General features: G+C 67.1%; 10 protein-coding genes. All 10 read left to right on the forward strand.

Annotated features, from left to right (window positions below):
• Positions 1-11: 11 nt before the first annotated feature.
• The 10 genes from cheA (at position 12) to flhB (ending at position 13044) form a co-directional block, all read left to right on the forward strand.
• A complete protein-coding gene (gene cheA, locus NFG57_RS20170; protein WP_348815058.1) occupies positions 12-2252 on the forward strand; it encodes a chemotaxis protein CheA in 2241 nt (746 codons plus the stop codon).
• Complete coding sequence (locus NFG57_RS20175) at positions 2249-2752, forward strand: chemotaxis protein CheW (protein WP_045992359.1); 504 nt, start codon at positions 2249-2251, stop codon at positions 2750-2752. Before cheA ends, NFG57_RS20175 begins: the two co-directional genes overlap by 4 nt.
• Positions 2753-2817: 65 nt before the next feature.
• Entirely contained in the window at positions 2818-4572 is a 1755-nt protein-coding gene (locus NFG57_RS20180) for a methyl-accepting chemotaxis protein (RefSeq protein ID WP_348815059.1), read from the forward strand.
• 92 nt (positions 4573-4664) lie between these two features.
• Entirely contained in the window at positions 4665-6812 is a 2148-nt protein-coding gene (locus tag NFG57_RS20185; protein WP_348815060.1) for a methyl-accepting chemotaxis protein, read from the forward strand.
• Positions 6809-7681, forward strand: coding sequence for a CheR family methyltransferase (locus NFG57_RS20190; RefSeq protein WP_108132027.1), 873 nt, complete (start codon positions 6809-6811; stop codon positions 7679-7681). Before NFG57_RS20185 ends, NFG57_RS20190 begins: the two co-directional genes overlap by 4 nt.
• A gap of 69 nt (positions 7682-7750) precedes the next feature.
• Positions 7751-8809 carry a chemotaxis response regulator protein-glutamate methylesterase gene (locus tag NFG57_RS20195; protein WP_045992355.1) on the forward strand — a complete coding sequence of 353 codons (1059 nt, stop codon included), beginning with the start codon at positions 7751-7753 and terminating at the stop codon, positions 8807-8809.
• 41 nt (positions 8810-8850) lie between these two features.
• On the forward strand, positions 8851-10584 hold the full coding sequence (locus NFG57_RS20200; protein WP_348815061.1) for a methyl-accepting chemotaxis protein: 1734 nt from the start codon (positions 8851-8853) through the stop codon (positions 10582-10584).
• Positions 10585-10625: 41 nt separating this feature from the next.
• The gene (gene cheY, locus NFG57_RS20205; protein WP_045992353.1) at positions 10626-11015 is read left to right on the forward strand and encodes a chemotaxis response regulator CheY; all 390 of its coding nucleotides are present in this window, start codon (positions 10626-10628) and stop codon (positions 11013-11015) included.
• Positions 11016-11041: 26 nt separating this feature from the next.
• A complete protein-coding gene (gene cheZ / locus NFG57_RS20210; protein WP_045992352.1) occupies positions 11042-11704 on the forward strand; it encodes a protein phosphatase CheZ in 663 nt (220 codons plus the stop codon).
• Positions 11705-11865: 161 nt separating this feature from the next.
• A complete protein-coding gene (gene flhB / locus NFG57_RS20215) occupies positions 11866-13044 on the forward strand; it encodes a flagellar biosynthesis protein FlhB (RefSeq protein WP_348815062.1) in 1179 nt (392 codons plus the stop codon).
• Positions 13045-13067: the final 23 nt, after the last annotated feature.

Here is a 13067-nt window from a genome sequence, read left to right on the forward strand (position 1 = left end):
GTGACACAGGCATGGATATCACCGACTTCTACGACACCTTCTTCGAGGAAGCCGAAGAACTGCTGGCGGACATGGAACGCCATCTGCTGGAGCTGGACCCAGCAGCGCCGGACACCGAACAGCTCAACGCCATCTTCCGCGCCGCCCACTCGATCAAGGGCGGCGCCGGTACGTTCGGCTTCGAGATCCTGCAGCGCACCACCCACCTGTTCGAGAACCTGCTCGACCATACCCGGCGCGGCGAGCTGCGCCTTCGCCCCGACATCGTCGACACCTTTCTGGAAACCAAGGACATGCTCAACGACCAGCTCGACGCCTACCGCAACGAACAGGCGCCGGACCAGGAGGCCTACGAGCGCATCTGTCAGACCCTGAAGACCCTGGCGCTGGAGGAGATTGGCCAGGCGTTGGACGGTGGCGCCGAGCCTGCGGCACCGGCGGCGCCAACTGTGGTAGCAGCGGCCGATCCGGCCCCCGCCCCGGCGGCGACGGCTCCGCCCGCCGACTCGCCCGCGGATCAGGCCGCCACCAGCGAAACGCCGGCACAGGACGACGGCACGGCCCTGGTGGTGGCGCTGATCGACGTCGCCGACAAGGACCGCGAGCTGCTGGTGGAAGAGCTGGCCCAGCTCGGCGAGGTGCTGGAGCGACGCGGCGACGCCCAGCGCCATGAGGTGGTGCTGTCCACCAGCGTCAGCGCCGAGGATATCGAGGCGGTGATGTGCTTTATCGCCGAGGCCGACCAGGTCGAGATAGGTCCCTGCCAGAGTGTCGCTGACACAGCCCCCGTTACCGGCACTGACAGCGCCCCGGAAAGCGCCGGCGACAGCGCAGAAAAAGCCCCCGCCGCCCCAGCGCCTGCGGCCGAGCCAGTCGCTGCGACGCCCGGCGCTGATGCCGGCCCCGCCGCCGCTGCTGCCACTGCCCCCGCCGCCGCCGCCACTAGCGCGGATGCCGGCTCGTCCCCGCCGCGCCAGCAGCGCAAGACCAGCGCCAAGCCGGTCAAGGAGGCCAGCTCCATCCGCGTCTCGGTGGACAAGGTCGACCAGATCATCAATCTGGTCGGTGAGCTGATCATCACCCAGTCGATGCTCGACCAGACCGTCAGCGAGCTCGACGCCGCCGCCGATCCGCGCCTGCTCAACGGCATGAGTCTGTTGCAGCGCAATGCGCGGGATCTGCAGGAGGCGGTGATGTCGGTCCGCATGGTGCCGATGGACTACGTCTTCAGCCGTTACCCAAGGCTGGTCCGCGACCTGGCCTCCAAGCTCGACAAGGACGTGGAGCTGACCACCGAGGGCGAGTCCACCGAGCTCGACAAGAGTCTGACCGAGCGCATCATCGACCCCCTGACCCACCTGGTACGCAACAGCCTGGACCACGGCATCGAGTCGCCCGAGGCGCGTCTTGCCGCCGGCAAGCCGGCGACCGGGCGGCTGACCCTGTCGGCCCAGCACCAGGGCGGCAACATCCTGATCGAGGTGATCGACGACGGCGCCGGCCTGGACCGCGAGCGCATCCTGGCCAAGGCCCGCGAAAGCGGCCTGAACGTCTCCGACGCGATGAGCGATGACGAGGTGTGGCAACTGATCTTCGCCCCCGGCTTCTCCACCGCCGCCCAGGTCAGCGACGTGTCCGGCCGCGGGGTCGGCATGGACGTGGTCAAGCGCAACATCCAGGCCATGGGCGGTCACGTCGAGATCCTGTCGCGCCAGGGCCAGGGCACCACCACCCGCATCGTGCTGCCGCTGACCCTGGCGATCCTCGACGGCATGTCGATTCGGGTCGGCGAGGAGACCTTCATCCTGCCGCTGTCGGCGGTGCTGGAGTCGCTGCAGCCCTCCCGCGACAACCTCTACGCCATGGCCGGCGACGACCAGGTACTGCAGGTGCGCGACGAGTACCTGCCGGTGGTGGCGGTCCATTCGGCGCTGGACGTGGCCAATGCCCGCACCGAGATCACCGAGACCATCGCCGTCATCGTCCAGGGCGAAGGGCGCCGCTACGCCCTGCTGGTGGACGACCTGATCGGCCAGCAGCAGGTGGTGGTCAAGAATCTGGAAACCAACTACCGGCGGGTGCCGGGTGTGTCCGCCGCCACCATCCTGGGTGACGGCAGCGTGGCGCTGATCCTGGACATTGCCGACCTGCACCGCCTCGACCGCGAGAAGAAACAGCGACGCCACCACGATACTCGCGGCGCCCACCTTTTGCCTGAATCCCAGCCCCTGACGGAGGACCTTTCAGCATGAACCAGCACACCGATCTGGCAGCACAGGCGGCCACCGACCTGAGCCACCGTGAATTCCTCGTGTTCTCCCTGGGCGACGAGGAATACGCCATCGACATCCTCAAGGTCCAGGAGATCCGCGGCTACGAGAACGTCACCCGCATCGCCAATGCCCCGGCCTTCATCAAGGGCGTGACCAACCTGCGCGGGGTCATCGTTCCCATCGTCGATCTGCGCATCAAGTTCCGCCTGGAGCGGGTCGAGTACGGCGGCCAGACCGTGGTGATCGTGGTCAACGTGGGCACCCGCGTGGTGGGCATCGTGGTCGATGCGGTATCCGACGTGATGACCCTGGCCCCGGAACAGATCAAGCCGGCCCCGGAGTTCGGCGTGACCCTGTCGTCGGACTACCTGAGCGGCCTGGGCAGCCTCGAGGACCGCATGCTGGTGCTGGTGGACATCGACAAGCTGTTGACCAGCGACGAAATGGCCCTGGTCGAACACGCCGGTGACGGCGCCTGACGCCCTCTGCTCCCGATCTATCCGGTCCCTGGACCCTTGAAACGACGCCCGTACAGGAAAGGCACGTGAAGCGACTCAATGACATGACGGTAAGGCTGAGCTGGACGCTGGTACTGGGCACCTTCGCCCTGCTGGTGGCGCTGCTCAGCGCCCTCGGCCTCTATATCACCTCGCTCAGCGAAGACTCGATCCAGCGCCTGAACGAGGTCAACGTCGACCAGCAATCCGCCCTCAACCGGGCCAACTCCCAGCAACTGTTCCTGCAGCTCGAGCTACGCGACATCCAGGCCGGACTGCTCGACGCGGTGTGGCCGGAGGAGCGCGAACCGCTGATCGAGGCGGCGGCTGCCCTCGACGACGACCTGGCCACCCTGGAGGCCACCTTCGCCGAGTTCATGGCACTGCCGAGCCGCCCCGAACAGGCCGAGCGCATCGCCGGGGTGGAAGCGGCCTTCCGCGCCCTGATCGACCAGGGGCTGATCCCGCAGCGGGCGGCGCTGGCAGAGGGCGACACCGACGCCTTCACCCAGAATCGTGAAGGCCTGATCGCGCTCAGCGACGCCTTCTACCAGGCAGCCGTGGACTTCTTCGTCGCCGCCGAGAGCAACGGCGCCGCGCTCTACGACACCTTCCTCGAGAACATGGGTCTGCTGCAGTGGGCCATCGTCGCCGTGCTGATCGTCGCCGCCCTGACCATCGGCGGCGTGCTGTGGGGTGTCACGGTCAACGTGATTCGTCCGCTGGGACGGCTGGTCGGCTACTTCGAGGCGGTGGAATCCGGTCGCCTGGACCTGCAGATTCCCGAGCGCGGCAATAACGAGATCGGCCGTCTCTACGCCTCCCTGGCCAAGATGCAGGCGGGGCTGGCCGGCACCGTGGGCGCGGTACGCGACAGCGGCAACCTGATCTACCAGGGTGCCCAGCATATCGCCGGCGGTAACAATGACCTGTCCGCGCGCACCGAACAGCAGGCCGCCTCGCTGGAGGAGACCGCCTCGAGCATGGAGGAGCTGTCCTCCACCGTCAGCCAGAACGCCGACAACGCCCGCCAGGCCAGCCAACTGGCCAACGAAGCGAGCAGCGCCGCCGGCCGCGGCGGCGAGGTGATGCAAAGCGTGGTCACCACCATGCACGACATTCGCTCGGGCTCTCATCGGGTCGCCGACATCGTCGGCACCATCGACGCCATCGCCTTCCAGACCAACATCCTGGCGCTGAACGCCTCGGTGGAGGCGGCGCGTGCCGGTGAGCACGGCCGCGGCTTTGCGGTGGTCGCCGAGGAGGTGCGCAAGCTGGCCAGCCGCTCGTCGGAGGCGGCACGGGAGATTCGCGAGCTGATCGACGCCTCGCTGAATCAGGTCGGCTCGGGCACTGAACTGGTGGATGAGGCCGGCCAGGTGATGCAGGAGCTGGTCACCTCGGTCACTCGCGTCAGCGACATCATGGACGAGATCGCCTCGGCCACCAGCGAACAGAGCCACGGCATCGGCCAGGTCAACGACGCCATCAACCAGATGGAACAGGTGACCCAGCAGAACGCCCAGATGGTGCAGCAGGCCGCCTCGGCCTCCAACCAGCTCGAGGCCGAGGCCAGCCGTCTGGCCGCCACCATGAGCCGCTTCCAGCTAGCCGACAGCGGGGCCAATGCCGACCACAGCCAGGACGAACTGGCCCGCTGGATGCCGGCACTGCGATCGAGCCAGCGCGACGCCGAGGCCAGCCGCCACGCCGGGCAGCGGTCCGTAGCCGGCCAGACAAGCAGCAACACCAACACCAGCCAGCACGACAGCAGCAGCGACGAAGAGTGGGAGTCGTTCTGACGACCTCACCCAGGGCTGCCCGGGGACACCCCTAATGCCCCCGGGCAGCGCCCGCGACAACCACACAAGAAAACGACCATGCAGGGGGCAAGATGCGCAACAATCAACCGACCACCCAGCGGGAATTCGTGCTCGATGACGATCATTTCCTGATCTCCCGCACCGATCTCCAGGGCCGGATCACCTACGCCAACCCGGCCTTCATCGAGGTCAGCGGCTTTGCCCGCGACGAACTGATCGGCGAACACCATAACGTGGTGCGCCACCCCGAGATGCCGCCGGCCGCCTTCGCCGACCTGTGGAAGTGCCTGCAGGCCGGCAGGACCTGGCAGGGACTGGTCAAGAACCGCCGCAAGAACGGCGACTACTACTGGGTCAGGGCCAGCGTCTCGCCGCTGGAAGAAGGCGGCGAGGTGGTCGGCTACGCCTCGGTGCGGGTCAAGGCATCTAGCGACGAGATCGCCCTGGCCGAGCGCGCCTACGCCGACTACCGCGCCGGCAAGCGCCGCCCCCGCTACGCCCTGCGCCAGGGCCAGCTGCGCCGGCGCGGGCTTTTCGGTGCCCTGGGACGACTGAACCTCAAGAGCATGAAGGCGCGTCTGATCGGGCTGATCGGGGTGGCGGCGGTGCTGCTGGCGGCCAGCGGTGCGATCGGGCTCTACGCCGAGCGTCAGTCGGTGGGCTATTTGGCGTCCATCCACCAGGACGGCCTGCAGGACGTGGCCAGCCTGCAGCGCATGGATCAGCTGATCACCCAGGGGTATTCGTCGCTGGTGGGCAAGGAGCGCATGGCGCTGATGGACAAGCGTGAGGAGCACGCCGCCGAGCTATCGGTGATCCAGCAGAGCCTCGGCGGACTGTGGGAGCGCTATCGCGAACGCGAGGTCAACCAGACCGCCCTGGCCGACATCTTCGAGCGCCAGCTCAATGAGTACCTGGAGAACTCCCTGGGCAAGTCGATCGAGATCCTCACGGGTGAAGACAGCTATGAGGTGTTCGTCGCCCTGCCCAACCACATCGGCGTGGTAGAGGCCGAGGGCAAGGCGCTGTCCGATCGGGTCACCACCCTGATCCAGGACAAGCAGGCCGCCGCCAACGCCCTGGCGGCAAAAGCCAGTCAGATGCAGCAGACCATGCTGATGGTGCTGGCCGGGGTGCTCGGTGCGGGCCTTTTGCTGCTGGTGCTGATCGGTGGCCTGACCCTGCGTGCCATGCTCAAGCCGCTGCGCGAAGTGGAGCGTTTCAGCCTGCAGATCGCCTCAGGCAACCTGGGCGCCGAAGTGCCCAGCGCCCGGCGCGACGAGATGGGCCGCGTGATCGCCGGTCTCGACGTGATGCGCAAGAGCCTCGGCAGCATCATCGGCGACGTCAACAAGGCCATCGGCCAGGTCACCCCGGCGGTAGCCGATATCGCCAGGGGCAACGAGGACCTGTCGGCGCGTACCGAGCAGCAGGCGTCGTCGCTGCAGCAGACCGCCGCCAGCATGGAAGAGATGACCACCACCGTCGCCCACAACAGCGACAACGCGCGTCAGGCCAGTGGTCTTGCCTCGGACAACGCCGAGCGCACCCAGGCCACCAGCGAGCTGATGCAGCGCCTGGTGGGCAACATGGGCGAGATTACCGAGGGCTCGCGCAAGATGGCGGAGATCATCTCCACCATCGATGCCATCGCCTTCCAGACCAATATCCTGGCGCTGAATGCCTCGGTGGAAGCCGCCCGGGCCGGCGAGCAGGGTCGTGGCTTTGCGGTGGTGGCCGGCGAGGTGCGCAAGCTGGCCGGCCGCAGCGCCGACGCCGCCAGCGAGATCCGTGGGCTGATCGACGACGCCAACCAGCGGGTCGACGGCGGCGCCGAGCTGGTGCGCCAGGCCGAAGCCTCCATGACCGAGGTCATGGAAGCCACCACCCGGGTCAATGACATCATGGCGGAGATCACCGCCGCCTCCAACGAACAGAGCAACGGCATCGTCCAGATCAACCAGGCGGTGACCGAGATGGACCAGGTGACCCAGCAGAACGCCGCCCGTGTCCAGACCTCCGCCGCCGCCGCCTACCAGCTGCGTGCCCACAGCGAGGCACTGGCCTTCGCCATTCGCGCCTTCCGCCTGAAGGGCTCGGCCCAGGAAACGGTGAGCGAGAAGCGCGAGCGTCAGGACCCACGCACCGACGACAGTGCGCCGCGACGCGAGCCGGCGCCAGCCGCCCAGACACACCATGAGGAGTGGGAAGCCTTTTGAACGAGCCCCTGGCACCACCAGGCAGCTGGAGCACGAGCGAGGGGATCCCCTCGCTCGAGCGTGACCTGCTGCTGACCGAGCGCGACTTCAGCCGCATTCGTCAGCTGATCCATGAGCGGGCCGGCATCGTGCTGGCCGAGCACAAGCGCGAGATGGTCTACAGCCGTCTGGCCAAGCGCCTGCGCCATCATGGTCTGACCCGCTTCAGCGACTATCTGGAAAGACTCGAACGACGTCCGGATGCCAGGGAATGGGAGGCGTTCACCAATGCCTTGACCACCAATCTGACGGCCTTCTTCCGGGAGGCCCACCACTTTCCACTGCTGGCCGAGCACGCCAGTGGTCGTACCGGCGGTTACCGAGTGTGGTGTGCCGCCGCCTCCACCGGCGAGGAGCCCTACTCCATCGCCATGACGTTGAGCGATGTCTTCAGCGGCAATACCGGCAAGTTCGAGGTCATCGCCACCGATATCGACACCGACGCCCTGGCCCGGGCCCGCGCCGGGGTCTACAGCATCGAGCAGCTCGCGCGGCTGGACGAGGGCCTCAAGCGGCGCCACTTCCTGCGTGGCAAGGGCCGCCACGAGGGCATGGCGCGGATTCATCCCGACGTCAGCCAACGTGTTGCGTTCCAGTCGCTCAACCTGCTCGCCCCGAGCTGGGGCATGGAAGGCAAGTTTGACGCGATCTTCTGTCGAAACGTGATGATCTACTTCGACAAGCCGACCCAGACGCGGATCCTCGAACGCTTTGCACCGCTGCTCAAGCCCGACGGCCTGCTGTTCGCCGGCCATTCGGAGAACTTCTCCCAGATCAGCGACGCCTTCCGTCTGCGTGGCCAGACCGTCTATCGACTGGCCGGGCGCTGAACGACGTCTAAAGATCCCTTTCCGGTCGCCGATAACACAGATACTGGCCCATCCCCCTAGGAGAGCTGCTTGAGCGCCCCCAAGATCAAGGTGTTGTGCGTCGATGACTCGGCCCTGATTCGCAACCTGTTGAAGGAAATCATCCAGTCCCAGGCGGACATGGAGGTCGTGGCGGTGGCGCCCGATCCGCTGGTGGCGCGGGATCTGATCAAGCGCCACAACCCGGACGTGCTGACCCTGGACGTGGAAATGCCGCGCATGGATGGCCTCGACTTTCTCGAGCGGTTGATGCGGCTGCGCCCGATGCCGGTACTGATGGTGTCGTCGCTGACCCAGGCCGGCTCCGACATCACCCTGCGCGCACTGGAGCTGGGTGCGGTGGACTTTGTCGCCAAGCCGACCCTGGGCATCCGCGACGGCATGCTCGACTACGCCAATGACATCGCCGCCAAGATCCGCGCCGCGGCACGCTCGCGCCCCCGCCAGACGCGCCCGAACCAGGAGCCGCCCAGGCGCCTGTCGGCACCCATCATCGGCAGCGAGAAGCTGGTCGCCATCGGCGCCTCCACCGGCGGTACCGAGGCCATCCGCCAGGTGCTCGAGCCGCTGCCGGCGGCGAGCCCCGCCATCATCATCACCCAGCATATGCCCGGCGGCTTTACCCGATCCTTCGCCGAGCGCCTGGACCGTCTGTGCCAGATCTCGGTCAAGGAGGCCAGCGACGGCGAGCGCCTGCTGCCCGGTCACGCCTACATCGCCCCGGGTGACATGCACCTGGAGCTGGCCCGCAGTGGCGCCAACTACATCGCCCGACTGCACGACGGACCGCCGGTCAATCGCCACCGCCCCTCGGTGGACGTGATGTTCGACTCGGTGGCACGCCTGGCGGGCGCCAACGCGGTGGGCGTACTGCTCACCGGCATGGGCAAGGACGGGGCCGCCGGCCTTGTGAAGATGCGCCAGGCCGGCGCTTCCACCCTGGCCCAGGACGAAGCCAGCTGCGTGGTGTTCGGCATGCCGCGGGAAGCCATCGCCCTGGGAGGGGCGGACGAAACCGTCGCCTTACCTGAAGTGGCGCCGAGGATTCTCGCGCTGGTCGCCGCCGCTGGCCGTGCCCAGCGCGTCTGATGGTCGCCCAGGGACGGGCGTATTCGCTCAAGGAGTTCACCGTGTCACTACTACGCAATATTCGCCTGCACACCCTGATGGTCGTGATGCTGGCCAGCCTGCTGGTCGCCTCGGTCATCGGCCTGGGGATCGGCATGCTGAGCAGTCACAAGGCTGCCGACACCCTGTCGCTGCTCAACCGCATCAACGTCGAGCAGCTCAACGCGGTCAATCGCGGTGACGCCCTGCTCAACGAGGCACTGCTGGAGATCGAGGTCGCTGCCACCAGCCAGCAACTGGATCGGCTGGACAAGGCCCAGGAGCTGATCGTCAGTGCCGAGTCCCACTTCGACCGTTTCGCAGCGGTGCCGCGCACCCCCCAGGGCGAGGCCGTCGGCGGGCGCATCGAGGACCGCTACCCGGTGGTCATGGACGGCGCCGTCAAACTGATCGAGGCACTGCGCGAGGGCGACAGCGAAGGCTTCGAGGCCGGTAGCCTGGCGCTTGCCCCCGAACTTGCCGAGCTCAACCAGGCACTCGATGCGTTCAGCAGCTACGCCGACGCCCGCGGCAACACCATCGTCAGCGACTTCGAGCGTCAGTCACGCCTGGACCGCGGGCTGGAGCTCGCGGCCCTGGCGATGATCCTGCTGGCCATCGCCGGCGCCTACCTGCTGTTGAAAAGCCTGGTGATCAAGCCGCTGGCACGGGCGGTGGAGAGCCTGGACGCCATCGCCCACGCCGACCTGTCGCGACCGATCCAGGTGCGGGGCGACAACGAGATCAGCCAGCTATTTCGTGCCATGCAGGAAATGCAGCACAAGCTTGGCCAGACCGTCAGCGAGGTTCGCCGGGGCGGCACCCGCATGGCCAGCGGCAGCCACGAGATCGCCTCGGGCAATGTCGATCTGGCGACCCGCACCGAACAGCAGGCGGCCTCCATCGAACAGACCGCCGCCAGCATGGAGCAGCTCACCACCACGGTGTCCCAGAACGCCGACAACGCCGGCCAGGCACGCCATCTGGCAAGCCAGGCCTCGACCACTGCCGAACAGGGTGGCCAGGTGGTCAGCCAGGTGGTGGAGACCATGGAAACCATCAGCCAGGACTCGCGCCAGATCAGCGAGATCACCGGGATGATCGATGCCATCGCCTTTCAGACCAACATCCTGGCGCTCAACGCCTCGGTGGAGGCGGCACGGGCCGGCGAACAGGGCCGCGGCTTCGCGGTGGTCGCCGGCGAGGTCCGCAGCCTGGCCAGTCGCAGCGCCGAGGCCGCCGGTCGCATCAAGTCGTTGATCGAGACCTCCACCAGCCGCGTCGACGGTGGTACCCGACTCGCCCGCCAGGCCGGCGAGACCATGGCAGAGGTGGTCAGCTCGGTGCGCCGGGTGCTCGACATCGTCGACGAGATCGCCGTGGCCTCCCGCGAGCAGAGCGACGGCATCGGACAGATCGGCCAGGCGGTAGTACAGATGGACCAGACCACCCAGCAGAACGCCTCGCTGGTGCAGCAGGTGTCACGCGCCGCCGAAGACCTGGCGCTGCAGGCGCGCCAGCTGGCCGCCGAGGTGGAAGTGTTCCGCCTGCCAGCAGGGCTAGAGACAGACGGCCCTGACATGCCGTCAAGCGCTGCGCTGGCAAGCGCGCCGGGGCAGTCGCTGACCGCGAGCACCGGCAGCGTCCCTGACGACCTCGATGACGATGGCCGCAGCACAGACAGCAGCGATGGTCGCCGCGAGCCCGAGGCCCGCGCGAGCCAGCGACACGACGAAACCGAATGGGAGGCCTTCTAGGCCTCCACCCCAAGCGATAACGACGACGAGGACCCGTATCAATGGCCGACAAGAACATGCGCATCCTGGTGGTGGACGACTTTCCCACCATGCGCCGCATCGTGCGCAGCCTGCTCAAGGAGCTGGGCTTCACCAATGTGGAAGAGGCCGAGGACGGCCAGGACGGCCTGGCAAAACTGCGTGAAGGCGGTTTCGACTTCGTGGTCTCCGACTGGAACATGCCCAACCTGGACGGCCTGGAGATGCTCAAGGCCATCCGTGGCGACGATGCCCTGAAGTCACTGCCGGTCCTGATGGTGACCGCCGAGGCCAAGAAGGAAAACATCATCGCCGCGGCGCAAGCCGGCGCCAACGGTTACGTGGTCAAGCCGTTCACCGCCGCCACCCTCGAAGAAAAACTCAACAAGATCTTCGAAAAGCTCGGTATGTGACGCCCTGGCGCCACGAGGAGACAACGATGACACAACAGCAGATCGCCAGCGCCGCCCCCGGGCCCAACGCCCAGGGCGACGACCTGGTCCAGCGCATCGGCCAACTGACCCGCATGCTGCGTGAAAGCATGCGCGAGCTGGGCCTGGACAAGGAGATCGAAAAGGCCGCAGAGGCCATCCCCGACGCCCGTGACCGCCTTAGCTACGTTGCCACCATGACCGAACAGGCGGCAGAACGCTCGCTCAACGCCATCGACCGCGCCCAGCCGCTGCAGGATAGTCTGAGCGAACACGCCAAGGCGCTGGACGATCGCTGGCAGCAGTGGTTCGACGCCCCCAAGGAGCTCGACGAGGCCCGCGACCTGGTCAGCGACACCCGTGCCTACCTGACGATGGTGCCGGAGAACACCCAGGCCACCCAGAAGGAGTTGCTGGAGATCCTGATGGCCCAGGACTTCCAGGACCTGACCGGCCAGGTGATCAAGCGCATGATGGACGTCATCCGCGAGATCGAGGACCAGCTGGTGCAGGTGCTGATCGACAGCGTGCCCGAGAGCGAAGCCCGTGACAGCCTGCGCCGGCGCAACGAGGATTCGTTGCTCAACGGCCCCCAGGTCAAGCCTGAGAGCAGCGACGTGGTGGCGAGCCAGGATCAGGTCGACGACCTGCTCGACGAACTGGGTTTCTAGCCGCCTCGCAGAGGGCCGCGCGCCTACCATCCCTTCCCGGGATCAGACAGGGCTTCCCCCATCAGGGGGTAAGCCCTCTTTCTCGTCACCTTTTCGGGCCTTTGAACTGGCCTGCCCAAGGGACAATGGGCCATACCAGAACTTGTGCCCGTTGATCCCCCATGGCCGACAGCTCCAGCGATCAGGAAAAAACCGAAGAGGCCACCCCGCGACGCCTTGAGAAGGCGCGCGAGGAAGGCCAGGTAGCGCGTTCGCGGGAACTCGCCACCTTCATGCTGCTGCTCGGCGGCGTGGTCGGGCTGTGGTCCATGGGTGCCATGCTCTACGGCCAGCTGGGCAGCGTGATGGAGCAGGCCTTCCTGTTCGAGCGCCGCGAGGCCATGGAGACCATGCCGATGCTGTCCCAGGCGCTGGACCTGGGCAGTCGCACCCTGCTTAGCCTGATTCCGCTGTTTCTGCTGCTGACCCTGATCGCGCTGGTGGCGCCGGCGCTGCTCGGCGGCTGGCTGGTATCTGCCAAGGCACTCAAGCCCCAGGCGTCGAAGCTGAACCCGGTCAAGGGCCTCAAGCGCATGTTCTCCACCCAGGCCCTGGCGGAGCTGGGCAAGGCCATCGCCAAGTCGGTGCTGGTGGGCGGGGTCGGCCTGGGCTTCGTCTACCTGCATCGGGGCGAGGCGCTGAGCCTGATGGAATTGCCCATCGCCGCGGCGCTGGCGGCATCGATGAAGCTGGCCGCCGAGGCCAGCGCGCTGATGGTGCTGACCCTGGTGGTGGTGATCCTGATCGACGTGCCCTACCAGCTGTGGAGCCATGCCAAGAAGCTGCGCATGAGCAAGGAAGAGATCAAGCAGGAGCACAAGGAGTCCGAGGGCGACCCCCAGGTCAAGGGCCGCATCCGCCAGCAGCAGCAGGCCATGGCCCGAGGCCGCATGATGAGCCAGGTGCCCGACGCCGACGTGGTGGTCACCAACCCCACCCACTACGCGGTGGCGCTGAGCTACCGCGAAGGCAGCATGGGCGCACCACGGGTCGTCGCCAAGGGCGCCGACGCGGTGGCCGCGCGCATCCGCGAGCTAGCCGGTGAGGCCGGCGTACCTCTGCTCGAGGCACCGCCCCTGGCGCGCACCCTGTACCGCCACGTGGACCTGGATCGCGAGATTCCCATGGAGCTCTACACCGCGGTGGCCGAGGTGCTGGCCTGGGCCTTCGGCCTCAAACGCGCCGCCAGCGACGGCGAGTCACCCCCGCCCGCCCCAGAATCCATCCAGGTGCCCGCCGAACTGGCCGTGGCCGCCTCCACGCCAGAGCGCAATGTGACAGCAGACGAGAGACAACCATGACCCCAGCGCCTGACCACAGCGCC

Source organism: Halomonas sp. H10-59, assembly GCF_040070555.1.
Lineage (GTDB): Bacteria > Pseudomonadota > Gammaproteobacteria > Pseudomonadales > Halomonadaceae > Halomonas > Halomonas litopenaei.